This is a genomic window from Microbacterium sp. LWH10-1.2 (assembly GCF_038397765.1).
GTDB classification, from domain to species: Bacteria; Actinomycetota; Actinomycetes; order Actinomycetales; family Microbacteriaceae; genus Microbacterium; species Microbacterium natoriense.
This window is the reverse complement of the sequence record NZ_CP151638.1, coordinates 2,957,650-2,981,027: the sequence shown is the minus strand read 5'-3', so window position 1 is coordinate 2,981,027 and position 23,378 is coordinate 2,957,650. Positions and strand designations below refer to the sequence as shown.

Genomic DNA, 23,378 nt, shown 5'->3' with positions numbered 1-23,378 from the left:
GGGCCCAGGGGCGGCCGTGCCCACGCCGCGGACCGGGCAGCGATCGGATCGGAGAGCGGTACGCCAGAGGGGGTGCGAGCGGAAGACCGCTCGCACCCCCTCTGGGCGAAGACGTCGATCAGCGGGTGGTCGACTCCTCGGCGTCGACCACGTCGATGGTGATCTTGCCGTCGATGGTGGCGGCCTCGTCGTCGAGCAGTTCATCCTCGAGGACCTCGTCGCCGAGGAACACGTCGGCGGGCTCCGCCTCGATGATCTCGGCCTCGAAGGTCTCGACCTCGTCGTCGACGTCATCGATCTCGACGTCGTCGGAGGCGGCCGCTGCGGCAACCTCGGTCGCACCGGCGACGGCCACCGCGGCATCCGCCTTCGGGGCCGACGCAGGAGACTCGTCGCTGAACACGCCCTCCGGACGGATCATCTCGCGCACCTCGGCCATGAAGCTGGCGAGCTGCTGCTGCTGCCAGCGCAGCTGACGCGCGTGGTCCTCGGCGTCCCGCAGCACGGTGGACGTGTGCGTGGTGACCGAGTCGACGATCTTCTGCGACTTGACCCGAGCACGGTCGAGCGTGTCACGGGCCCGCACCTGCGCGTCGGCTTCGATCGCGGACGCCTGCGTGCGCATCAGGCGCTCGTAGTCATCGGCCTTCGCGGAGATCCGCTGCGCGTGGTCGAGCGAGGCCGCGACCTGCTCGTTCGCATCGGTGGTGATGCGCTCGGCGTGGGCGACGGCCTGGTTGTGCAGCACGAGGAACTCCTGCTGAGCGTCGTCCTGGCGGCGGGTGAGCGTCTCCTCGAACTCGAGGACGCGCGCGTTCATCTCGCGCACCTCGCGCTCGGCGTCCGCACGCAGCTGCTCGGTCTCGCGCGTGACGAGCGAACGGAGGGCGGCGGCGCCCTTCTCGGCCTCGGTGCGGATGGCGGTGGCCTCCTGCGACGCCTGGTGCACCTTCTCGGCGGCGTGCGCCGACTCGCGCTCGAGGCGGGCCTCGTGCGCCGTGAACTCGGTGTCGATCTTCAGACGGATCTGGTCGGCGTCATGCTGGGCGTGCGCGATGATGCGCGTCGCGTCGGCGTCGGCCTCGGCGCGCTGCGCGGCGACCTCCTCGCGGGCGGCGGCCATCAGGCGGTCGGCCTGCACGGCGGCGTTCTGGATGAGGACGTTGGCCTGCTCCTCCGCCACGCGCAGGATCGCCTCGAACTGCTCGCGCGAGGGTGCGTCCTTGCCCTCGGGCCGGGGCGCGTCGACGAGTTCGTTGGTCAGGGTGGAGACCTGCTGCTCGGCATCCGCTGCCTGCGCCTTCGCGGCGGTGAGCTCGGCCTCGAGCACCTCGCGGGCGGAGCGCTCCTCGGACCGCACCGACTCCAGTGCGTCTTCGTGGCGTGCCTCGGCATCGGCGAGGTCGGCCTTCAGCTGCTGCAGCTGGTTGCGCAGGGAGCTCAGTGCCGAGTCGACCTCGGCCTTGTCGTAGCCGCGGAACGAGGCGGTGAATCCGCCGGTCGAGGGCTGGTCCTTCGGAGTCTCCTCGATCAGCTTGTCGAAGAAGTCGTTGTCGGCGGGAGTTTCGCTCATGGGTCGGCCTTTCTGGCGGGGCCGTGGCGCAGACCGGTCGTGGGGCCGCGCAGGCCTGAGGAGGAGGGGCACGCACACCGCGAAGACCTGCGATGGCGCTGTCATCCAGCCTAGCCGCGCTGCCTGTGAGTTGTGCAGTCAGTTCTGACGCGCGATCGCCGTGATCACAACGATCATGTCCTCGTCAGGGACCGTGGCTGCGGCATCGGCGAACAGCGCGCGGCCGAGCCCGATGACGCCGACGTTCATGAGCGCTCCTCGCGGACGATCCTCCAGACGGCGGGTTGTCCGGTGTTGCGCGAGTACTCGACGCGGACGCCGTCGGCGACCGAGATGTCCTGAGCCCCGGCGCCCGAGGCGACGCGGGAGCGGAGATCGCGCCAGAACTCGAGGTTCTGCGGCATCCCCAGGTGCTCGCGTGTCCGCTCGATCTGCATCCGTGTGCCGTCTGGATCGTCGACGAGGTGAACGACGGCGTCGTCCGGTTCGACGAAGCGGATGCCGTAGGCGCCGCCGTCGAGCGGCGTGAACCGGCGCGGCTGCTGCAAGACGACGCGGTCGACGATCTCGCGCGCCACGGTCGCGGGCGCGTGGATCACCAGGGGCGTGCCCAGCTCGGCGAGGAGCCTCTCGTTCTGCGACGTGGCGACCTTGTGCCCTGCACGGTCTCCCGCTGAGCGCGACGAGCGCCGGATCCAGCCGGGGAGGAAGAACATCAGGACCACCAGCCCGACGATCACGATGGCGAAGAAGAGCGTGCCGTCCACGCGACAAATCTACGGGAGCGGAGGACGTCCGTCATTGCTCCTATTTAGCAGCAGTGCTAGATTGCGAACATGAGCGATGAGGTGACGAGCGTCTTCGAGGCACTGGCGCATCCGACGCGTCGGCAGATCCTGCAGGATCTCAAGGACGGCGAGCTCGCGGCCGGTGAGATCGCGGCGAGGTTCGCGGCGAGCGGGCCGACGATCTCGCGGCATCTCCGCGTGCTGCGCGAGGCCGGACTCGTCACCGAGCGACGCGATGCCAACCGCATCCTCTACTCCGCCGTCACCGATCGGCTGGCCTCGTCAGTGGGGGACTTCCTCTCGGCGGTGTGCCCCGAGCAGATCGTGCTGCGCGAGGTGCGCAAGCGCCGTACCGCCGCTCCCGCGGAGGACCGGCTTCCCGCATGAGCATCGTGAGGGGTGTGCGGGCGCAGCTGCGTCGACGCCTCCTGATCAGCTACCGTGTCGATCCCGCTGTCGCGGCGTCACTGCTCCCCGAAGGGTTCCGCCCGCAGCTCGTCGACGGCTCCGCGCTCGCCGGAGTCTGCGTGCTGGGACTGGAGGCGATCCGGCCGCGATGGTTCGCTCCGCGGTGGGGGCTCCGTTCGGAGAACGCCGCCCATCGCATCGCCGTTGAGTGGGACGGCCCGGAGGGGACGGAACAGGGCGTCTTCATCTTCGAGCGGCACAGCTCGGCGTGGCATCCGGTGCTGTTCGGCGGGCGGCTCTTCCCCGGCGTGCATCACCGGGCGCGTTTCACGACCCGTGAGGGGAGCGGCCGCTACGCCCTGACGATGGATGCCGGCGCCCACAGCATCGCCGCCGACGTGGAGGTGGGCGGGGAGTGGACGAGCGGCTTCTTCGACTCGGTCGACGAGGCGTCGGAGTTCTACCGCGCCGGACGCATCGGCTGGTCGTACCGCCACGACGGCCACGAGGTCGAGCCCGTCGCCCTGGCCTCGGACGAGTGGGCCGTGGAGGGCGCACGGCTGCACAGCCTGCGGTCGTCGTTCTTCGACGCGCTCCCCGAGGGCGCCGCGGTCTTCGACAGCGTGGTCGTCATGCGCGACCTCCCCGTCGTGCTGTCCGCACCTCAGCCCAGCAGCGCCATGATGAGCACCAGCACGGGCAGGCATCCGATGGTGGTCAGGAAGACCGTGTCCCGCGAGATCGCCTCGCCCACGTCGTAGCGCTGCGAGTAGTTGAAGACGTTCTGCGCGGTCGGCAGGGCGGCGAGCACCACGACGATCAGCGTCTGCTCCGACGAGAGTCCGAAGAGCAGGGCGGCTCCCCACGCGACCACCGGCATCGCGATCAGCTTCAGGATGCTGGCGAGGATGACGTCGCGGCGATGTCCGCGAGTGCCGAGCACGCGCTGTCCGTGCAGGGAGATGCCGTAGCTGATGAGCAGCACGGGCACCGCGGCGTCGGCGATGAGCTGGATGGGGTCCATCACGATGTCGGGCACGCGGATGCCGAGCACCGACACGAGCGTGCCGAGCAGGGAGCCGATGATGATCGGGTTGGTCGCGGTGCGCACCAGCGTGCGGCGGATCGAGACCGTGTCGCTCGTCACGGCGTCGAGGATCGTCAGCGAGATCGGCGTGAACACCAGCAGCTGCATGAGGATCACGGGTGCGGGGTACGCGGCGCTGCCAAGCAGGTAGATCGACAGCGGGATGCCGATGTTGTTCGAGTTCACCTGCCCGGCTGAGAGGGCGCCGATGACCGTCTCGCCGATGGGACGCTTCCACCAGAGCCGCGCGAACAGGACGTAGACGACGATCACCGCGACGGCCGCGATCGCCGAGACGGGCAGGAGCGAGGAGAACAGCATCCCGGCGTCGGCGTGGGCGAGCACGCTGAACAGCAGGAACGGCGAGAGCACGAAGAAGATGAGGCGTCCGAGGACGTGCCGGGCATGGGGTCCGAGCAGATCGATGCGCCCGATGACGTACCCCAGCGCGATCGCGACGCCGACGACGGCGAAGCCGGTGAGCGTATCGATCATGCTTCGAGCGTAGCGAGGGTGGGGGAGGGGCCTGCGCGGCGGTTCGCGCGGATGTCCGCTACTGCGGGGAGTACCTCAGGAAGAGGTCGACTCCGTCCTCGGAGTACAGAACGAAACCGTGGCGTTCGTAGAGGCGCTGCGCGGCGCTTCCGCGCAGTACGTCGAGCCGAAGATCTCCGGCTCTGTCGCCGGACTCCGCCACGATGCGGCGGAGGACCTGTCCGCCGATTCCCTGCCCCTGGTACCGCGGCGAGAGGTAGAAGTGCTCGATCCACAGCTCGTCGCCGTCGGGGCGGACGGCGACGAGCCCTGCGTCCTGAGCATCGACGACGATGACGCGTGTGTGGGCGGGCGTGAACGCGTCGAGGAAGCGCGTCCGCACGCGCTCCTCGTCGAAGCGGCCGAGACGCTCCAGGTCGGCGCGCATCGTCTCCGCCCGCACCTCGGCCATCCACGGCGCATCCGTCGCCACGCTCGGTCTGAAGGTCCAGTTCGCTCCCATGCCTGCCATCGAACCAGCCGGTGCCGTCCTCGCCAAACCGCGGGTGCGCGACGCGCTGATCGGCTCGGGACGCCGATACGGTGGACGAGCATGCGACGACACGGGCGAGAGGGTGCCGACAGGATGACGATGAACACGACACCGCCCGCGGGGATCCGCAGGGCCACACCCGCCGATGTCCCCGAGGTGCTGCGGCTCTTCGACGAGATCATCGCGTGGTTCGTCTCCATCGGCAACGAGGGCCAGTGGGGCGTGGAGCCCTGGTCGACGCAGGAGCGGCAGATCGCCAGGGTGACCGAGGCCTGTGCGCTGCCGGGAGCGTGGATCTCCGAGCATCCCGATGTGGGTGTCATCGGTGTGCTGGTCCTGGGCGACGCGATGGACTACGTCCCGGCCGCCGAGGAACCCGAACTGTACGTGCGACTACTGCTCGCATCGAGGGACCCCCGCGCTCGCGGCACCGGCAGGCGGCTGCTCGCCTTCGCCGACGACGAGGCGCGCGCCGCGGGAGTGGATCGCCTCCGCGTGGACTGCTACGGCGGAGGCACGGGAGCGCTCGTGGAGTTCTACGAGTCCTGCGGATACGAGCGCATCTCGACCTTCGATGAAGACGGCTGGCCAGGGCAGTTGCTCGGGCGGAGACTCGGCTGACTATCTTCGCCGTCGCCGCGCACGGCCTCTACGAGAAGTTCGGGTTCGGCGCTCCCGACGCGACGGCGATGGTCAGGCCGGGGCGGCGGCCGGTCGGACGGTGGGCCGGCGGGAGGTGCGAGGGGCTGTCGCCCGTGAACCTTCCCAAGCTACCGATCTGCGAGCCGAGCGTCTGTAGGTAGAAGAGGGGACAGCGGCAGTGAGCGATTTCTCAATACGTTGTGCCTATGAAATCGCCACTTGATCTCTCCACGGTTGAACTCTCCCGACGAGGTTTGCTTGTCGGCGCGGGTATGTTGACGGGCGCTGCAGCCCTGGGATTCGATGCGTTGTCGGCCTCGCCCGCATCCGCGGCGGGGGCGATCCTCTGGCCGAACGGAACGACCACGCGCCCAGCCATCAGCAGCCCGTTCGGTCAGCGACCGAAGCCCAATCAGGGTGCATCTTCTGACCACAAGGGTACGGATTTCGTCGGATTCAGCATCGTGCGAGCTGTTGCCGACGGTGTTGTCGTGGCCGCGGGGATCCCTGGTGGGTGGGAGCCGGGCGGAACGCAGGTGTGGATCCAGCATGACGGTTTCCTCACGCGCTCCTTGCACATGGTCGCGGGGTCGCTCGCCGTCTCTCCCAATCAGACGGTGCACGCAGGTGACGTGATCGGAACGATGGGAGCCACCGGCAATGTGACCGGAGTTCATCTCCACCTCGAGGTCGTCGTCGGGGGCGTGCAGATCGACCCGGTCCCGTTCCTCACGGCCCGCGTAGGCGGCACACCCCAGCCCGACCCGGTGCGCGGGGTCAAGGAGTTCGCCGTCCGCGGCGGTAGCTGGTCCGCGATCCCGGTCGGCTACAACATGTCGAACAGGTTCACGGCGGTGAACATGGGATCCGGTTGGGGAGACCTGTACGGATCCTTCGGCGGGCACCTGAGGTATGTCGGGGTCATGGGAGGAGCGTGGACCCAGATGGACTCGGGCCTCCCGCTCGACGCGTACAGCATCTCGGCATTGAACGTCGGTCAGTCGTTCCCGCACATCTTCGCGGTCGAGAACTCCGTCCTGTACCACATCTATGCGGACGGCACCGGGTGGCACAAGGCCTCGACAGGGCTCACTGTCCCCGGCAAGATCTCTGCCGTCCTCCTGCCGGGCGGCAACGTCCAGATCGTCGCGAACATCGGCGGCTACATGCACCACATCACGACGCACAACGGCTGGGAGATCGGGAACAGCGGGATTCCCATCGGCGACGAGTTCAAGGCGGTGAACGTCGGAGGGATGCTGCAGATCGTCACTCTTCTCAACGGGGTGGTGCACCTGATCTGGCCCGGCGCCGGCTGGCAGCTGCAGTCGACGGGCATCGGCACCAGCGGCAGTCTGACGGCGGTGGACATGGGTGGTGGCTACCCCACCGTGATCACGAACGAGGGGTGGAGCGTCTGCGTCACCTCGGTCAGTGGCGGAGGCTGGGTGCGTCAATCGACCGGTGTCGCCGTGAGCGGCACCATCGATGCGTTGAACATCGGCGGTGGCTACCCGACCGTGTACGCCGTCTAGAGCGGGAACCGCGAAGGACCCTTGCCCGTCCGGTGGTCGGGCAAGGGCCCTTCGTTCTGGGGCTACCGTGCCTTACGACTCCGGCACAACGATCCCCGGGTGTTGCGTCTCGCTTCGCTCGCTCAACGACCGGGGTGGTCGGAGCGTTCAACGGACCGGGAGCAGGAGCATCCGATTCGGACGGGACACAACTCTCATCGGGGCAAAGCAAAACCCCCGCCATGTAGAAGCTAGGCGAGGGTTTCTGGGACCGTTGTAACGACGGTCCGTGTGGCTCCGACGGGCGTCGATCCCGTGACCTCACGATTTTCAGTCGTGCGCTCTACCAACTGAGCTACAGAGCCGTGCGACCGGCGAAACCTGTCGCATCTAGACGAAAGGCCCTCTCCGAGAAAAGGACCAATCGCACAGAGCGACCCTGACGGGACTTGAACCCGCGACCTCCGCCGTGACAGGGCGGCACGCTAACCAACTGCGCTACAGGGCCATACTTGTTTTCAATTGTATCGGATGAGTGACCCCAACGGGATTCGAACCCGTGCTACCGCCGTGAAAGGGCGGCGTCCTAGGCCGCTAAACGATGGGGCCGAAGTCTGTCCCGGGGGACTTCCTTGCCGACGCTCAAGCATAAGGGATGTTTCAGGCAAATCGCGAATCGAGGGCGAGTCTGCTTCCGCCCGGGCGTGTTCGGGAGGACGATGGGGGGTGTTCACCATGCCCGCGAACCTGCTCCACACCCTGTTGCGGATGTGAAAGTTGTTGTTAGTGTGGCATGAGTGAAACCGGCGGAAGGGGCCGTGTGAACGACAAGCCATCTATGGCGGATGCTGCGGAAGCGGCATCCGTCGACTGCGGGTGCGCACCCACGCCCGCCGAAAGCCGTGCCTTCTGGAAGAACGGCTCGATCACCCGTCGCAACGCCCTCGGGATCGGCGTGCTCAGTGCCGTCGCCCTCAGCGCGTTCGGGGTGTCGTCGGGCGTCTCCGCTGCGTATGCGGCCTCGTATCCGAGCTGGGACGACGTGCAGCGCGCCATGGCGAGCGAATCGTCCAAGGCTGCGGAGGTCACCCGCATCCAGGGGCTCATCGACGGTCTGACGCAGAAGGTCGCCGAGACCCAGGCCGCCGCCGAGAAGGCCGGCCAGGAGTTCTACGACGCCCAGCAGGCGTTCTTCGACGCCGCCACCAAGGCCGACGAGCTGCAGAGTCAGGCCGACACGCAGGCGGCCACCGCGACCGAGGCCGAGCGCAAGGCCGCGCAGGTCGCCACCCAGCTCTACCGCGACGGCGGAGACGACACGTCTCTCGAGCTCTTCTTCGCAGGGTCCGCCGCGAACGCCGACGATCTCCTCTCGCGCCTCGGCACGATGGACAAGGTCTACGGCTACACCCAGACGGTGTACGAGACCGCCGTGAAGGCGCGCAACACCGCGCAGTCGCTGAGCGATCAGGCCGAGGTCGCGCGCAACGAGCGCGATCGCCTGCAGAAGCTCGCCGAGCAGAAGATGCTCGAGGCGCAGGCCGCAGCGGATGCCGCGCAGGCGGCGCTCGACGAGCAGACGGCCAACCTCGCCACGATGCAGGCTCAGCTGGCCGCCCTCAAGGACCAGACGGCGACCACCGTCGCCGGCTACCAGGAGGGTGTCCGCGTCGCCGAGGAGGAGCGCAAGCGCCGTGAAGCCGCGGAGGCCGCAGCTGCAGCCGCCGGCAACAACGGCGGGGGCGGCGGAGGCGGCGGTGGTACCGGGGGAACCCCTGGAACCGGCGGCTGGGTCCGCCCGCACGGCGGTCACCGCAGCGCCGGCTACGGCTCGCGTCCTGCGCCCTGCAGCGGATGCTCGACCTTCCACCGCGGCGTCGACATCGCCAACGGCTGCGGCGCGGCGATCTACGCGGCCCACGCCGGGACGGTCGACTTCGCCGGCCCCAACGGCGGCTACGGCAATTACATCCGCATCCAGCACGGCAACGGCGTCGGCACCGGCTACGCGCACATCAAGCCGGGCGGCTTCGCCGTCGGCCGCGGCCAGCAGGTCAGCGCCGGACAGGTCATCGCCTACGCAGGCAACACCGGGAACTCGGCGGGCTGCCACCTGCACTTCGAGGTGTACATCAACGGCGGCACGGTCAACCCGATCGACTTCCTCGCCCAGCGCGGCATCTCGGTCTGAACACCCGCCTCACGGGCGCAGACCTCATAAACGAAGAGAAGACCCCCGGCCGCTGAGCGGAACCGGGGGTCTTCTCTTCGTTCAGACGTCGAGGGTCAGTGGCCCTGCTCGCCGAAACGGACGATCGCCTCGTCGAGGATGCGCTGCGCCTCGGCGGCGTCGCCCCACTCGTCGACCTTGACCCACTTGTTGGGCTCGAGGTCCTTGTAGTGCTCGAAGAAGTGCGCGATCTCCTTCTTCGTGTACTCGGCGATGTCGCCGATGTCCTGGATGTGTGCCCAGCGAGGGTCCTTCGACAGCACGGCCACGAGCTTGTCGTCGCCACCGGCCTCGTCGCTCATCTTGAGCACGGCGACGGGACGGACCTCGACGACGACGCCGGGGTAGATCGCGTGGTCGAGGAGCACGAGCACGTCGAGCGGGTCGCCGTCCTCGCCGAGGGTGTTGTCGAAGTAGCCGTAGTCGGCCGGGTACCCGAAGGTCGTGTAGAGCACGCGGTCGAGGTGCACTCGCCCGGTCTCGTGGTCGACCTCGTACTTCACGCGGCTGCCGCGCGGGATCTCGATGACGGCGTCGTGTGCGCCCATGCGTGTGCTCCTCAGAAAAGACGGTTGGATGCCGCGGACCAGCCTACTCGGGCCGCGCGCTCACGCGGAGTCGGGGCCCGCTCGGGTCTAGGCGTCGGTTCCCGTCGCGGGCGAGGACGGGGGAGTGCGCCGTCGCGAGAGGCGGCTCAGCAGACGGCTCACGGGATCGCTCAGGAGCAGCAGGAACAGCCCTACGTAGCCGTTGGGGGACGCGAGCACCGCGATCAGGAGCGCGCCCGCGAACAGGATGATCGCCGTGACATCGCCGATCACCCCCGCACGCAGCGTGTCGGCCGGCGCCGTCGTCAGCTCGGGGTGGCGCGACAGATAGATCCAGCCGGCGAGGGTCGTGACCTGGGTCATGATGAGCGTTCCGATGTAGACCACGGCCTGCAGCGGATCGGTGTCCATCTGGCCGATCATGGCGGTGGGCACGGGCAGCCACACGATCGTCGCCATCCAGGCGACGTTGATCCACAGCAGGGGCGCGGTGATCAGCTCGACGTCGCGATACTGCCGGTGGTGGCCCATCCAGAACGTCGCTATGAGGAGGAAGCTCAGCCCGAAGCTGAGCAGCTGGCCCGAGTGCTCGGACAGGAACTCCGCCGTGCCGAGGTGCCCGGATGCCGCCTCAGACACCGACTCCATGAGGGGGAGGATGAGAAGCGTCATCGCGATGGCGACGACCGCGTCGACGAACGCCTTGAACCGCTCGGTCGTGAAAGTCCTCATGCCGCTGTGATCTGCCACGGCGTCAGACTAGTCCGCGCGCTTCCCGTGCGGAGACGGACGCGCGGATGCCGGGTGCGTGCCCTAGCGTGGAGGAGTGCCGTCGCTCCCACCCGCTGTCGCCGAGATCCGCCTCGCCGTGCGCACCGCGCTCGCAGAGCTGCCTGAAGGTGCGACGGTCATCGTCGCCCTCTCCGGCGGCGCCGACTCGCTCGCGCTCGCCGCGGCCGTCGGCTTCGAAGCGCCGAAGCTCGGTCTGCGCGCCTCATCCCTCACCGTCGACCACGGACTGCAGGAGGGGTCGGATGCCGTCGCCCTCCGTGCAACGAAGACCGCAGCCGGGCTCGGTCTCGATCCGCTCGTCGTGAAGGTCGAGGTGGGCGAGGAAGGGGGCCCGGAGGCGGCGGCTCGTGATGCACGTCATCGGGTGCTGCGGGATGCCGCGTCCGACGTCGCCGCTGCCGCTGTGCTCCTCGGCCACACCCTCGACGATCAGGCGGAGACCGTGCTGCTCGGCCTCGCGAGAGGGTCGGGGGCGACCAGCCTGCAGGGCATGGCCTCTGTGCGGAAGGACGACGACGGTCTGCGCTGGATCCGCCCGCTGCTGGGCGTGCGCCGTGAGACGACGCGCGCGTTCTGCGTGGCATCCGATATCGAGTTCTGGGACGATCCGCACAACTCCGAGAGCCGCTTCGCCCGGGTCCGCGTGCGGGAACGCGTGCTCCCCGTTCTCGAGTCCGAGCTCGGACCGGGCATCGCCGAGGCCCTCGCACGCACCGCGGAGCAGCTGCGGGAGGACGCAGAGGCCTTCGACGAGATGATCCACGAGACGATCGAGGACATCGTCGAGCACGCAGAGGCCGGCATCTCGGTGAGCGTCGCGGCGCTCGCGGCCAACCCCGCCGCGCTGCGGAACCGCATCATCCGCCTCGTCGTCGACAGCGAGTTCGGCGCGAGCCTCACTCGCACGCAGACCGTCGAGGTCGCCCGTCTCGCGACGGACTGGTCAGGGCAGGGGCCCATCGATCTGCCAGGATGCTCCGCCACCCGTGTCGGCGGGCGCATCGTGTTCACGGCATCCGGTCGCTGAACGGACGCAGACGAAACGCCTCACCTGACGTTCGACGTCGGATGAGGCGTTTCGTCTCTGTCGCTGCGTTCCCCCGCTCGGCGACTCGGGCCGCCAGGCGACCGGGGCGCGAGGGGAGGGGAGTCCTACTTCTTGCCGCCGAAGAGGCCGCCGAGCAGGTCGCCGATGCCGCCGCCGGACGAACCGCTGCCGCCGCCCAGCAGACCGCCGATGATGTCGCCGATGCCGCCGGTGCTCGCACCGTTGCCGCCACCGCCGAGGAGACCGCCGATGATGTCGCCCAGTCCGCCGGACTGCTGTGCGCCGGCATCCGACGTCTCCGCCTTGCCCTTGTTGGCGTTGGCGATCAGGCCCATGATGATCGGCGCGAGGATCGGCAGGAGCTTGCCGAAGTCGATGCCAGCGGTCTCCTTCGAAGTCGTGAGCTTCTCGGTGACCTCCTGCTGCTTGGCGCCGAGGATGTGCGACACGATCTTGCCGCCGTCCGCCTGGTCGATGTCGTCGACCTTGGTCGCGCCGGCGGAGCCCTCGTGACGCTTCAGCGCGTTCTCGATGGCGGAGGAGCCCTCCTCCGTGGAGGCGTTCTTCGCCAGTCCGCTCAGCAGCACGGCGCCGCCCTGCTCCACGGCGGCCTTGGCGACGTCGGGGGAGACCCCGAGCTTCTCCGCGATGTCGTCGATCGGGACCTGCGCGAGGATGTCGTCGAGAGCCATGGTGAATCCTTCCGTCTGTGGGCGTCCGCCCGTCTCAAGGCTCACAGTAGTGCGGAAGAACGGGGTGTGGGTATACGCGACCCGATACATCACGACCGGGATCCGCGGCCGATCCCTGTGGACGCGGGGGCGGGCGGCGAGGGATCGGATGCCACTGGACGCGGCACCCGATCCCTTCACCTAAAATCGATCCATGCGCGCCGCGGACATCCAGGACGACCTTGCCCAGATCCTCGTCACTGAGGAGCAGATCATCGCCAAGCTCGACGAGCTCGCAGCGAAGGTCGCCGTGGACTACGAGGGCAAGGATCTGCTCCTCGTCGGCGTGCTCAAGGGCGCGGTGATGGTCATGGCCGACTTCGCCAGGGCGCTGCCGTTCCACGCGCCGATGGACTGGATGGCGGTGTCGAGCTACGGGGCCAGCACGAAGTCGAGCGGCGTCGTGCAGATCCGCAAGGACCTCGACAGCGACCTGAACGGCAAGCACGTCCTGATCGTCGAGGACATCATCGACTCCGGACTGACCCTGAGCTGGCTGCTGGAGAACTTCGGATCGCGCGGAGCCGAGTCGATCGAGGTGCTCGCCCTGCTGCGCAAGCCGGAGGCGGCGAAGGTCGTCATCGACTGCAAGTACGTGGGCTTCGACATCCCCACCGACTTCGTCGTCGGATACGGCCTCGACTACGACGAGCGCTACCGCAACCTGCGCGACGTCGCGGTGCTCGCCCCCCACGTCTACAGCTGACCCGGCGTCGTGGCGCGATGGCGCCGACGGCCCCGCCGAGCCGTGCTCTGCGGAGGCCGGTACGCCGTGGGTGAACGCACAGCAGGCACCAAGCGCTCGCGCGATACGCTGATCCGATCATGGATGTGAAGAAGCTCACCCGGAATCCGCTGATCTACGTAGCCCTGATCGGTCTGCTGCTCTTCGGCGGCTTCCTGCTGATCTCCAACCTCGGCGCCCCGAAGCAGATCACCACGCAGGAGGGTCTCAAGCTGCTCGCCGGCGAGACCGTCACCGAGGTGGTCAACACCGACGGCGATCAGCGCGTCGACATGACGCTCTCGAAGCCGTTCGAGGGCTCGGAGTCGGTGCAGTTCTACTACGTCGACGCCCGCGCGGCAGACGTGGTCGCCGCGATCGACAAGGCCGACCCGAAGAAGGGCTTCGACGACGCCGTTCCGCGCGCCAGCTGGTTCGACGGCTTCCTCTCGCTCCTGATCCCGATGCTCCTGCTCGGCCTGCTGTTCTGGTGGCTGCTCTCCTCGATGCAGGGCGGCGGCGGCAAGGTCATGCAGTTCGGCAAGTCCAAGGCCAAACTCGTCAACAAGGAGACCCCGACGGTCACCTTCGCCGACGTCGCCGGCGCCGACGAGGCGATCGAGGAGCTCCACGAGATCAAGGAGTTCCTGCAGGACCCGGCCAAGTTCCAGGCCATCGGCGCCCGCATCCCGAAGGGCGTGCTGCTGTACGGCCCTCCCGGAACCGGAAAGACCCTGCTCGCCCGCGCCGTCGCCGGCGAGGCAGGCGCCCCCTTCTACTCGATCTCCGGATCGGACTTCGTCGAGATGTTCGTCGGCGTCGGAGCATCCCGCGTCCGCGACCTGTTCAACGTGGCCAAGGAGAACTCCCCGGCCATCATCTTCATCGACGAGATCGACGCCGTCGGACGTCACCGCGGCGCCGGACTCGGCGGCGGCAACGACGAGCGCGAGCAGACGCTCAACCAGATGCTCGTCGAGATGGACGGCTTCGACCCGAACGCGAACGTCATCGTGATCGCGGCGACGAACCGCCCCGACATCCTCGACCCCGCGCTCCTGCGTCCCGGCCGTTTCGACCGCCAGATCGGCGTCGACGCCCCCGACCTCAAGGGCCGCCAGCGCATCCTCGAGGTGCATGCCAAGGGCAAGCCGCTCGCGCAGAGCGTCGATCTCGAGGTCGTCGCCCGCAAGACCCCCGGCTTCACCGGAGCCGACCTCGCCAACGTCCTGAACGAGGCGGCTCTGCTGACCGCCCGCTCGAACGCGCAGCTGGTCGACAACCGCGCCCTCGACGAGGCCATCGACCGCGTGATCGCCGGTCCGCAGCGGCGCACCCGCGTGATGAAGGACAAGGAGAAGCTCATCACCGCGTACCACGAGGGCGGCCACGCCCTCGCAGCCGCGGCCATGAACTACACCGACCCCGTCACCAAGATCACGATCCTGCCCCGCGGCAAGGCGCTCGGCTACACGATGGTGCTGCCGCTGGACGACAAGTACTCGGTCACCCGCAACGAGCTGCAGGATCAGCTGACCTACGCCATGGGCGGTCGCGTCGCCGAGGAGATCGTGTTCCACGACCCGACCACCGGCGCCTCGAACGACATCGAGAAGGCGACCTCGATCGCCCGCAAGATGGTGCTCGAGTACGGCATGACGACCGAGCTCGGCCCGGTCAAGCTCGGCACCGAGGGCGGCGAGCCCTTCGCCGGCCGCGACATGGGCCGTGGCCGCGAGTACTCCGAGACGATCGCCCAGCGGGTCGACGCCGAGGTGCGCGCCCTCATCGAGCAGGCGCACAACGAGGCCTACCAGGTGATCAGCGCGAACCGCGACATCCTCGACAAGCTCGCCCTCGCGCTGCTCGAGGAGGAGACCCTCGACCACAACCGCATCGCGGAGATCTTCACCGAGGTGCAGAAGCTCCCCGAGCGTCCGCTGTGGTTGTCGAGCGACGATCGCCCCGTATCGGAGCGTCCGCCGATCGAGGTGCCCAAGAAGGACGTCTCGCTCGCGGCATCCGTCGAGGCGCCGTCCGCTGCGCCTCGCACGCAGCCGGGATCGGCAGGTGCCGGTCACGCACGACCTGCGACGGCGTGACCGTGGCCGTCGACCGGGAACGCGTCGCACGCCTCACTCATGAGCTTCTCGAGGCGATCGGCGAGGATCCTGACCGACCGGGCCTCAAGCAGACCCCGTCGCGGATGGCGGAGCTGTACTCGGAGTTCTTCGCCGGCGTGGGAGAAGACCCCGCCGAGCCGCTCGCGCGCACGATCAGCGTGACGAGGGGACCGGCGCCCGACACGCTGCCCTCGGGTGCCGTGCTGCTGCGCGACATCCGTTTCCGCTCCGTCTGCGAGCACCACCTGCTGCCGTTCGCAGGGCACGCGCACATCGCCTACCTCCCCGGAGAGCAGGTCGTCGGGCTCGGCGCCCTCGTGCGGGTGGTGGAGATCCTCGCCGCCCGCCCCCAGGTGCAGGAGCGGCTGGGCGAGCAGATCGCCGACACCATCGCCGAGCATCTCGACACCCGTGGTGTGCTCGTCGTCCTCGACGCCAGCCACGGCTGCGTCACGATGCGCGGCGGACGTCAGCCGGAGGCGACGACCCTCACGATCGCGGCCCGCGGGGAGTACACGGATGCCGTGGCCCGCACCGAGCTCATCGCCCTGATCGGCCGGGGCGCGGAATGACCGGCATCTGGGGGATCGTCAACGTCACGCCGGATTCGTTCAGCGACGGCGGACGCTACCTCGACGTCGAGCGGGCGGTCGCGCACGGTCTGCGTCTGCGCGCCGAGGGGGCGACCGTGCTCGACATCGGCGGCGAATCGACGCGACCGGGCGCCGACCGCGTGACCCCGGAGGTCGAGCAGGCGCGCGTGATCCCTGTCATCGAGCAGCTCACCGCCGCGGGTGCGCCTGTGAGCATCGACACGCTCAATGCGTCGACCGCCGCTGCGGCGGTGCGGGCGGGAGCGCGGATCGTCAACGACGTCTCCGGAGGGCTCGCCGACCCGGAGATGCGCGCGGCGGTGGCCGAGTCCGGCGCCGACTACGCGATCGGACACTGGCGCGGGTTCTCCGCGGACATGTACGCCAACGCCGAGTACCGCCGCGTCGCGCGCGAGGTGGCGGGAGAGCTCAAGGAGCGCATGGGGGAGGCCGCAGCATCCGGCATCGCGCCGTCGCGCCTCATCATCGACCCCGGCGTCGGCTTCGCGAAGGCCGGCCAGCAGAACTGGGACGTGCTGCGCGGGCTCGACGAGATCGTCGCGCTCGGACCCCGTGTGCTCATCGGAACCTCGCGCAAGAGGTTCCTCGCCGAGACCCTCGACCAGGGCGAGCCGATCACGGAGACGCGGCGAGACCTCGCGACCGCCGTCACGAGCGCCCTCGCGGCCCGCTCGGGCGTCTGGGCGGTGCGCGTCCACGACGTGGCCGCGACGCGGGATGCGCTCGCGATCGCGCACGCCTGGGAAGGATAGACCCCCATGTTCCCCATCGACGAGATCGCCCTCACCGGGCTCACGGTGTTCGGCCGGCACGGCGTCTACGAGCACGAGCGCCGGGACGGACAGGAGTTCACGATCGACGTGCGGCTGAACCTGCCGCTGGGGCCGGCCGCGGCATCCGACGACGTCGCCGACACCGTGCACTACGGGGAGCTCGCCGAGAAGATCGCCGCCGTCGTCGCCGGCGAGCCCGTGAACCTCATCGAGACCCTCGCGGCTCGCATCGCCGATGTCGCGCTCGAGGATCCGCGGGTCCTGTTCGCGACCGTCACCGTGCACAAGCCGCACGCTCCCATCCCGCTCACGTTCTCCGACGTCTCGGTGACCGTCCGCCGGGCCCGCCCCGAATCCGCCGTGGAGTTCTCCGCATCATGAGCCGCAACCTCACCATCCCGCCCGACATCACCGTCCCCCGCGAAGGGAGGGCGGATGCCGTCGCCGTCGTCGCCTTCGGCGCGAACCTGGGCGACCGCGAGGGCACCATCAGGAAGGCGGCGGAGCGGATCGCGCGACTGCCTCTGGTGAGCGACGTGCGCCTGTCCCCCCTGCACGAGACGGTCGCCCTGACCCTGGACGGCCCCGACCCCGACGCGCCGGGCTACGTCAACGCCGTGGCGCTGGTCACGACCCGTCTCGCACCGAGCATCCTGCTCGGCATGCTGCACGCGATCGAGGACGAGAACGGGCGCGAGCGCCAGGTGCGCTGGGGCGACCGTACGCTCGACCTCGACCTGATCGCCTACGGCGACGAGTCCTCCGACGAGCCGAACCTCCAGCTGCCGCATCCTCGCGCCGCCGAGCGGCTGTTCGTGCTCGACCCCTGGCTCGATCTCGATCCCGACGCCGTGCTCTCCGGTCACGGGCGCATCGCCGACCTCGCCGCCGCGCTGCGCAGGCAGGGGAGCGCATGAGGCGCACCTCCGCCGGCGTCCTCGTCGTGCTCGCGCTCGTCGGCGCGGGGGCGGGGTTCCTCGTCGACCAGGTGCTCACCGCGATGGGGAGGGTGACCTTCACCCCGTCTCTGCTGCTGCCCGTCCTCCTCGTGATCGTCGGCGCCGCGGCGCTCGCGCTGGCGTGGCCGGTGCGCCGGAGCGTGCGGACGGGCGTCCGCATCGATCCGTTCCGTGCGACGCGCGCCGTGACCCTGGCCCGCGCATCGAGCCTGCTCGGCGCGATCATGGCCGGATTCGGCGCCGGACTGCTGGTGTTCCTCCTGTCCCGTCCGATAGATCCACAGGTAGGGTCGACTGTGGCGATGATCGCCCTGATCGCGAGCGCGGTCGTGCTCGTGATCGCCTCGCTCATCGCCGAACAGTTCTGCACTCTTCCGAAGGATCCTGATGACTCAGAACCCCGAGAACCCTCCCCTGATCCCGGCTCCCCTGAGTTCGGCGGCAGTCACTGACGGCGGCGCCCTCGACCAGGGCACCTACACGGCGCTGCGCACGACACGCAGCGAGTCGCGGCTGGAGCTCGACGGCGTGTGGCACCAGATCTCCCCGCGCTACGTCGTGTCGCAGATCGTGCAGAACCTGATCTTCATCGCCATCGTGGTGATCGCCGCTCTCGTGCTGGCGTTCGTCCTCGGACAGCTCTGGGCGCTCATCCCCGGAGCGGTGATCGTCGTCATCACGCTCATCACGCTCATCATCCTGCCGAGGCAGGCGCGGGCGATCGGCTACATGCTGCGCGACGACGACATCGTGTTCCGCAAGGGCATCCTGTGGCAGCGGATGATCGCGGTGCCCTACGGGCGCATGCAGCTCGTCGACATCACGCAGGGACCGCTCGACCGCGCCTTCGGGATCTCGCAGCTGAAGATGGTCACGGCTGCGGCGACCACGGGCGTGCAGATCCCCGGCCTCACGCAGGCGGCGGCGGAGGCACTCCGCGACACGCTCATCGAGGTGGCCGAGACCCGCCGGACCGGCCTGTGAGCGAGCAGTTCCCCGCCCAGGCGCAGACCAAGGGCCCCGCAGCGAGCGACTCCCTCGCCGACGGCGAGTGGCATCGGATGCACCCGCTCACCCCGCTCTTCAAGGGCGGGCTGGCGCTGCTCATCATCGGCGGCTTCCTGATCGCGAACCTGCGCGACAGGCTCATCACCTGGGTGATCGACATCTTCGAGCCCGACGCGCACTACGACCAGTACAACGGCGGCGACCCCGTCGACTGGGTGCTGTCGAACAACCTGGCGATCATCGCGCTGCTGTCCGTCCTCGCCCTGGTGGTCGTGCTCATGGCGATCTTCTGGGTGATCTGGCGATTCCAGCAGTTCCGCATCACCGGCGACCACGTCGAGGTGCGCAAGGGCATCATCTTCCGCTCGCACCGCCGGGCGCCGCTCGACCGCGTGCAGGGCGTGAACCTGACCCGTCCGTTCCCCGCCCGCATCATCGGCCTCGCGAAGCTCGAGGTCGTCGGCGCCGGCACCGATGCGAACGTCGACCTCGAGTACCTCGCCACCACCCGTGCGGAGTCGGTGCGCAGCGACATCCTGCGTCTCGCCTCCGGTGCACGTGCGGCGAGGCAGGCGGCCGTGGACGCCGCGTCCGGAAGGCCTGTGGCGGATGCCGCGGCGGCGCCGTCGTCGGCTCGCGCCCAGTTCGTCGGATCGGTGAACCACGGCGTCACCGGACTCATCGCCGGTGTCGACCTCGCCGACGTCGCTCCCGAGAGCGTCGTGAAGATCCCGACCGGGCGTCTCGTCGGCTCGCAGCTCATCTCGAGTCTGCTGTGGGTGGCGTTCTTCGTCATCATCCTGCTCGTCGCGACCGGCGGCATCTTCATCGGCGGCCTCATCGACGGGCAGCCGATCACCTCGGTCATCGGGCTCGGTGTGGGATTGGGCATCGGCATCCCCATGGTGATCGCCGTGGTCGGCATCACCTGGGCGCAGATCTCCAAGTCGCTGCGCTATTCGATCGCCCCCACGCCCGACGGCGTGCGCATCACCTACGGCCTGCTCACCACGGTCACCGAGACTCTGCCGCCCGGCCGCATCTTCGCGGTCGAGGTGTCGCAGTCGCTGCTGTGGCGCCCGTTCGGCTGGTGGACGATCAAGATCAACCGCATGGGCGGCAAGAGCGCGGCGCAGCAGCAGTCGGGCAGCGCGCAGCAGTTCAACATCGTGCTCCCCGTGGGCAAGCGGGCCGATGTCGAGCGTGTGCTCGGGCTGATCCTCCCCGACGCCCCCGTCGCCGACATCCCGCTGGTATGGGAGCACGGCATCCTCGGCCCGGTGGCCGGGGACCCCTACCGCACCATGCCCGCCCGCGCCTGGTGGCGTCGACCGGTGTCGTGGAAGCGGCACGGCTACGCGGTCACGGACTTCGGTCTGCTGCTGCGCAGAGGAACGGTCTGGCGCAAGCTCGCGATCTTCCCGTTGGCCCGACTGCAGGGCGTCTCGCTGTCGCAGGGGCCGATCGACCGGGCGCAGCGCGTCTCCGGCGCGCAGGTGCACTCCGTGCAGGGACCGATCACCGGCCTGCTGTCGGGGCTCGAGAGAGCCGACGCGCTCGACCTCATCAACGGCGTGAGCCGGGCGGCCGTGCTCGCCGCCTCCCGCGATCACAGCCACCGCTGGGGAGAGCACGCCCCGGATGCTGTTGCCGTCCCGCCCGCGTACGCACCGGCGGGTTCCGGGATGCCGCCGACACCGCCGCCGTACATCCCCGGCGCTCCCGTGGCGTCTCCGACGACCCCCGCTCCGCCTGTTCCGCCCGGTACGGCTCCGGTTCCGCCGCCGTACGTGTACCCCGGTACCCCGTCGACCACGTCGGGCGCTCCGGTGCCTCCGCCCTCGACCGCAACGGCCCCGGTTCCGCCGACGTATGCGGCCCCCGCGGCGCCGCCGGTTCCGCCGGTCGCTCCGGTTCCGCCGGCATACGTCGCCCCGCCGGCCCCGCCCGTCGCTCCGCCGGCCCCGCCCGTCGCTCCGCCGGCCCCGCCCGTCGCTCCGCCGGCCCCGCCCGTCGCTCCGCCGGCCCCGCCCGTCGTCCCGCCCGCATCGACCGATGAGTGACCCCCTGCGCCGCGACGGACGCCTCGGCGTCGGGATCATCGGCGCAGGTCGAGTCGGACCGGTGATCGGCGCGGCGCTCGCCGGTGCCGGTCACGCGGTGACCGGGATGACGAGTGGCTCCGACGACGAACGCGCGTCGGCGGTGCTCCCCGGCGTCCCGGTGCTCGATGCGCTCGACGTGGTCCGCCGCAGCGAGCTCGTGGTCATCGCAGTGCCGCACGATCAGCTTCCCGCCCTCGTCGCGGGGATCGCCGAGCTCGGTGGCTGGCAGATCGGTCAGCTCGTCCTGCACACCGACCCGGCCCACGGCATCGAGGTGCTGCGTCCCGCGGCCGAGCGCGGTGCGATCCCGCTCGCCGTGCATCCGGCCATCACGTTCACCGGGACGTCGATCGACCTCCGGCAGCTGCAGGCGGGGTATGCCGCCGTGACCGCGCCCGCTCCCGTCCTCCCGATCGCGCAGGCGCTCGCCGTCGAGATGGGGTGCGAACCGGTCGTGGTCGGCGAGGCCGACCGTGAGGCGTACGCGGATGCGATCGTCGCCGTGACGGAGTTCTCGCGGTCGCTCATCGGCCAGTCGACCGGGCGGCTCCGGGAGATCGGCATCGAGAACCCCGGGGGGTACCTCTCGGCGCTGGTGCAGTCCACCGTGGAGCGGGCGCTGCGCGAGGCATCCGATCCGTCTCCGTTGATCTGAGTCTGCGGTGAGCCCGGTACGCGCAGCGGGCTGACGGACATCGCGCTGACCGTCGGGGGATGACGCGCGGAGTACGTGCGTCACGCCGAGGAACGTGTGCCGCGCTGAGCGGCGGATGCCCGCCGAAGGGCCGAGGCCGCCGCTCAGCGGCCTCCCGAGAAGCCTCCTCCGCCTCCTCCGCCGGAGAATCCTCCGCCGAAGGAGCCTCCCGCGCTCGAGGATCCGCTCGCGCTCGGTGCGGAGTACGAGGCGGCCGCCTGCGACGTCGCCGCGAACGCGGAGAGCTGCGAGTACACGAACGGCGCGGTGGGATCGCCGATCCAGGAGGCGCCGTGCCGCTCGTAGGCGTACACGGATTCGAGCACCTGGCCCCATTCGCGCTCCATGCCGAACAGCATCGCGTAGGGGAGGAGCCGCTCGTAGACGACGATCACGTTCGCGCTGCCGTCCTGCCGCCGCTCGGCGCCGGAGTAGGACTGCAGCATCCGGAGGCGATCGGCTTCGGCGACGCGGATGAACTCGCGCACGCCCATCAGATACTCGTGCCTCTCGGCGCCTTCGGGCGTCAGCACCGTGTGCCGTGTGAACGAGTAGATGCTCGACACGAGCACGACGAAGAGGGCGAAGCACATCGCCACGAGGGCGGGCACGGCCGTGATCCGGCCACTGACCACTCCCCAGAGCGCGAGCGCGAAGCCGACGGCGGCCACCCCGTTCGCACACCACTGCAGGATCACGGCGCCGCGGCTGCGCGCCTTGGTGGTGAGGCCCCGCGCGCTGGCGGCCGCCGCTCCCGATGTCGTCAGCGCCGTCATCTTCGCCGCGAACGCCTCGCTGCTCGTCGGCAGCGCGACCACCCCGGCATCATCCGCATCGGTGAACAGGGCGTCGAGGGCGTCGACGTCGAGCGGATCCGGGATTCGCGTGCCGGGCAGTCTCCGCAGTACCGGGTCGGGCGCGCCCTCCTCGATCCGCAGGGTGCCGCGCACGGCGAGATGCACGATCTCCGCGGGGATGGTGTCCTTGGCGCCGGGGACGATGGCCGCAGCGAGAAGCGGGGGCAGCGAGTCGGGGACGTCGTACTGGGCGACGACGATGCCGGTCGCACGGCGCCGCGATCGCGTGAAGGCTGACACGGCGAACCAGCTGCCGACCGAGAGGCCCGCGGCTCCGAGCGCCGCGAAGCCCGGGACGGTGTCGGTGGTGTGGTTCGGGGTCCTGGCCGAAGGCTGTGCGACGACGCCTGGTTCGAAGCCGATGGCCACGGTGACGCCCTCGCCCGCTGCGAGTGCTCCGGTCTCGACCGTGAACCGCCCGCCGTCGCGGCCGAGCGTGCACTCATCGGTCGACCCCGAACGGCCGAGGTAGCAGCGTGAACTGCCCGTGAGCTGCGAGGTCAACGCCTCATCGAGGTCGATCTCCGCGTGGAACGACTCGATCGGCTGCGTGCTGTCGAGCGGCAGCAGGTCCCAGTAGAACTCGTCGGCGCGGCCGTCGGCGCGGTGCAGGATCACATCGCGCATCTCGTACTCGATGACGTAAGTGGTCAGGCCGTGCACGTAGGAGTCGTCTCCGGTGAGGACGAAGAGCACGCCGTCGTCCTCGTCGGTCTCGAAGGGTACGTCTGCGCCCGTGCCGTCGGTCACCGAGAGTATGCGGAGATCGAGCCCGGCGTTCTCGTAGGTCATCGGGATACCGCGGACGATGCCCCGGTTCTGGTCGGTGTCGGGGAATCGTGCGGTGAGGGTCTCCGTCGCATGCAGCCGTGCGCGCCCCTCGTCGTCGATGCCGAGCTTCATCCGGGTGTCCCAGGAGGCATAGGAGAAATCGTCGACGTCGTCCCTTGCAGAGGGAAGCGACTGCGGGATCGACATGGCGGCCACGTCCGGGGCGCGCTCGGCGGAGGGGGATGCCGAGGCCGTTGCGGGCATCGACCAGAGCAGCCCTGCCAACGCTAGGGCGATCACAGCGGCGGCGTGGGCGAGGCGGGGTGCGGCCATGTTCCGAGGCTATCGACTGAGGCTGCGGG

Annotated in this window: 24 protein-coding genes and 3 tRNA genes; 16 read left to right on the top strand and 11 right to left on the bottom strand. The window is 69.4% G+C overall.

Features of this window, described 5'->3' with window-relative positions:
• Window positions 1-118: 118 nt before the first annotated feature.
• Together MRBLWH10_RS14210 and MRBLWH10_RS14205 are read right to left on the bottom strand one after the other, a co-directional pair.
• Complete coding sequence (locus tag MRBLWH10_RS14210) at window positions 119-1,573, bottom strand: cell division initiation protein (protein WP_341940393.1); 1,455 nt, start codon at window positions 1,571-1,573, stop codon at window positions 119-121.
• A 245-nt stretch (window positions 1,574-1,818) separates the two neighbouring features.
• Window positions 1,819-2,340: a hypothetical protein gene (locus MRBLWH10_RS14205; protein WP_341940392.1), complete on the bottom strand. Its 522-nt coding sequence runs from the start codon at window positions 2,338-2,340 to the stop codon at window positions 1,819-1,821.
• 69 nt (window positions 2,341-2,409) lie between these two features.
• Between MRBLWH10_RS14205 and MRBLWH10_RS14200 the strand changes: the two genes are divergently transcribed.
• Complete coding sequence (locus MRBLWH10_RS14200; protein WP_341940391.1) at window positions 2,410-2,748, top strand: metalloregulator ArsR/SmtB family transcription factor; 339 nt, start codon at window positions 2,410-2,412, stop codon at window positions 2,746-2,748.
• On the top strand, window positions 2,745-3,530 hold the full coding sequence (locus MRBLWH10_RS14195; RefSeq protein WP_341940390.1) for a DUF2071 domain-containing protein: 786 nt from the start codon (window positions 2,745-2,747) through the stop codon (window positions 3,528-3,530). Before MRBLWH10_RS14200 ends, MRBLWH10_RS14195 begins: the two co-directional genes overlap by 4 nt.
• Here MRBLWH10_RS14195 and MRBLWH10_RS14190 read toward each other — a convergent pair.
• Together MRBLWH10_RS14190 and MRBLWH10_RS14185 are read right to left on the bottom strand one after the other, a co-directional pair.
• Window positions 3,434-4,351 (bottom strand): AEC family transporter, encoded by a 918-nt coding sequence (locus MRBLWH10_RS14190; RefSeq protein ID WP_341940389.1) that lies wholly within the window; start codon window positions 4,349-4,351, stop codon window positions 3,434-3,436. The two genes, MRBLWH10_RS14195 and MRBLWH10_RS14190, sit on opposite strands and share 97 nt — an antisense overlap.
• 58 nt (window positions 4,352-4,409) lie before the next feature.
• A complete protein-coding gene (locus MRBLWH10_RS14185) occupies window positions 4,410-4,862 on the bottom strand; it encodes a GNAT family N-acetyltransferase (RefSeq protein WP_341940388.1) in 453 nt (150 codons plus the stop codon).
• Between the two features lie 120 nt (window positions 4,863-4,982).
• Between MRBLWH10_RS14185 and MRBLWH10_RS14180 the strand changes: the two genes are divergently transcribed.
• Complete coding sequence (locus tag MRBLWH10_RS14180; protein ID WP_341940387.1) at window positions 4,983-5,504, top strand: GNAT family N-acetyltransferase; 522 nt, start codon at window positions 4,983-4,985, stop codon at window positions 5,502-5,504.
• Between the two features lie 227 nt (window positions 5,505-5,731).
• Window positions 5,732-7,060 carry a M23 family metallopeptidase gene (locus tag MRBLWH10_RS14175; RefSeq protein ID WP_341940386.1) on the top strand — a complete coding sequence of 443 codons (1,329 nt, stop codon included), beginning with the start codon at window positions 5,732-5,734 and terminating at the stop codon, window positions 7,058-7,060.
• 271 nt (window positions 7,061-7,331) lie between these two features.
• On the opposite strand, the gene MRBLWH10_RS14170 is transcribed toward MRBLWH10_RS14175, so the two are convergent.
• The 3 genes from MRBLWH10_RS14170 to MRBLWH10_RS14160 form a co-directional block, all read right to left on the bottom strand.
• Window positions 7,332-7,404 (bottom strand) — tRNA-Phe (locus MRBLWH10_RS14170).
• 69 nt (window positions 7,405-7,473) lie between these two features.
• Window positions 7,474-7,547, bottom strand: a tRNA-Asp gene (locus MRBLWH10_RS14165).
• A gap of 28 nt (window positions 7,548-7,575) precedes the next feature.
• A tRNA-Glu gene (locus tag MRBLWH10_RS14160) sits at window positions 7,576-7,648 on the bottom strand.
• Window positions 7,649-7,859: 211 nt separating this feature from the next.
• Between MRBLWH10_RS14160 and MRBLWH10_RS14155 the strand changes: the two genes are divergently transcribed.
• Window positions 7,860-9,230, top strand: coding sequence for a M23 family metallopeptidase (locus MRBLWH10_RS14155; RefSeq protein ID WP_341940385.1), 1,371 nt, complete (start codon window positions 7,860-7,862; stop codon window positions 9,228-9,230).
• A gap of 95 nt (window positions 9,231-9,325) precedes the next feature.
• On the opposite strand, the gene MRBLWH10_RS14150 is transcribed toward MRBLWH10_RS14155, so the two are convergent.
• On the bottom strand, window positions 9,326-9,817 hold the full coding sequence (locus MRBLWH10_RS14150; RefSeq protein ID WP_060926386.1) for an inorganic diphosphatase: 492 nt from the start codon (window positions 9,815-9,817) through the stop codon (window positions 9,326-9,328).
• A gap of 87 nt (window positions 9,818-9,904) precedes the next feature.
• Window positions 9,905-10,567 carry a TMEM175 family protein gene (locus MRBLWH10_RS14145; protein ID WP_223587154.1) on the bottom strand — a complete coding sequence of 221 codons (663 nt, stop codon included), beginning with the start codon at window positions 10,565-10,567 and terminating at the stop codon, window positions 9,905-9,907.
• Window positions 10,568-10,643: 76 nt separating this feature from the next.
• Here MRBLWH10_RS14145 and tilS point away from each other — a divergent pair, with 76 nt between their 5' ends.
• Window positions 10,644-11,636 (top strand): tRNA lysidine(34) synthetase TilS, encoded by a 993-nt coding sequence (gene tilS, locus MRBLWH10_RS14140; protein ID WP_341940384.1) that lies wholly within the window; start codon window positions 10,644-10,646, stop codon window positions 11,634-11,636.
• Between the two features lie 125 nt (window positions 11,637-11,761).
• On the opposite strand, the gene MRBLWH10_RS14135 is transcribed toward tilS, so the two are convergent.
• Window positions 11,762-12,349 (bottom strand): DUF937 domain-containing protein, encoded by a 588-nt coding sequence (locus tag MRBLWH10_RS14135; protein WP_105674881.1) that lies wholly within the window; start codon window positions 12,347-12,349, stop codon window positions 11,762-11,764.
• Window positions 12,350-12,542: 193 nt separating this feature from the next.
• Here MRBLWH10_RS14135 and hpt point away from each other — a divergent pair, with 193 nt between their 5' ends.
• The 10 genes from hpt (at window position 12,543) to MRBLWH10_RS14085 (ending at window position 21,349) form a co-directional block, all read left to right on the top strand.
• Window positions 12,543-13,094: a hypoxanthine phosphoribosyltransferase gene (gene hpt / locus MRBLWH10_RS14130; RefSeq protein WP_105674879.1), complete on the top strand. Its 552-nt coding sequence runs from the start codon at window positions 12,543-12,545 to the stop codon at window positions 13,092-13,094.
• Window positions 13,095-13,213: 119 nt separating this feature from the next.
• A complete protein-coding gene (ftsH, locus tag MRBLWH10_RS14125) occupies window positions 13,214-15,214 on the top strand; it encodes an ATP-dependent zinc metalloprotease FtsH (RefSeq protein ID WP_105674877.1) in 2,001 nt (666 codons plus the stop codon).
• A gap of 2 nt (window positions 15,215-15,216) precedes the next feature.
• A complete protein-coding gene (folE, locus tag MRBLWH10_RS14120; protein WP_105674901.1) occupies window positions 15,217-15,807 on the top strand; it encodes a GTP cyclohydrolase I in 591 nt (196 codons plus the stop codon).
• On the top strand, window positions 15,804-16,601 hold the full coding sequence (gene folP, locus MRBLWH10_RS14115) for a dihydropteroate synthase (RefSeq protein WP_341940383.1): 798 nt from the start codon (window positions 15,804-15,806) through the stop codon (window positions 16,599-16,601). Before folE ends, folP begins: the two co-directional genes overlap by 4 nt.
• Window positions 16,602-16,607: 6 nt before the next feature.
• Window positions 16,608-17,003, top strand: a complete 396-nt coding sequence (gene folB, locus MRBLWH10_RS14110) for a dihydroneopterin aldolase (RefSeq protein WP_341940382.1) — start codon at window positions 16,608-16,610, stop codon at window positions 17,001-17,003.
• Window positions 17,000-17,539, top strand: coding sequence for a 2-amino-4-hydroxy-6-hydroxymethyldihydropteridine diphosphokinase (gene folK / locus MRBLWH10_RS14105; protein WP_341940381.1), 540 nt, complete (start codon window positions 17,000-17,002; stop codon window positions 17,537-17,539). The genes folB and folK overlap by 4 nt, the downstream gene beginning before the upstream one ends.
• Window positions 17,536-18,033 (top strand): DUF3180 domain-containing protein, encoded by a 498-nt coding sequence (locus tag MRBLWH10_RS14100; RefSeq protein ID WP_341940380.1) that lies wholly within the window; start codon window positions 17,536-17,538, stop codon window positions 18,031-18,033. Before folK ends, MRBLWH10_RS14100 begins: the two co-directional genes overlap by 4 nt.
• Window positions 17,969-18,565 carry a PH domain-containing protein gene (locus MRBLWH10_RS14095; protein WP_105674867.1) on the top strand — a complete coding sequence of 199 codons (597 nt, stop codon included), beginning with the start codon at window positions 17,969-17,971 and terminating at the stop codon, window positions 18,563-18,565. Before MRBLWH10_RS14100 ends, MRBLWH10_RS14095 begins: the two co-directional genes overlap by 65 nt.
• Entirely contained in the window at window positions 18,562-20,652 is a 2,091-nt protein-coding gene (locus MRBLWH10_RS14090) for a PH domain-containing protein (protein WP_341940379.1), read from the top strand. Before MRBLWH10_RS14095 ends, MRBLWH10_RS14090 begins: the two co-directional genes overlap by 4 nt.
• Complete coding sequence (locus MRBLWH10_RS14085) at window positions 20,645-21,349, top strand: DUF2520 domain-containing protein (protein ID WP_341940378.1); 705 nt, start codon at window positions 20,645-20,647, stop codon at window positions 21,347-21,349. Before MRBLWH10_RS14090 ends, MRBLWH10_RS14085 begins: the two co-directional genes overlap by 8 nt.
• A 143-nt stretch (window positions 21,350-21,492) precedes the next feature.
• Here the strand turns inward: MRBLWH10_RS14085 and MRBLWH10_RS14080 are convergent, their stop codons facing one another.
• Entirely contained in the window at window positions 21,493-23,349 is a 1,857-nt protein-coding gene (locus MRBLWH10_RS14080; protein WP_341940377.1) for a DUF2207 domain-containing protein, read from the bottom strand.
• Window positions 23,350-23,378: the final 29 nt, after the last annotated feature.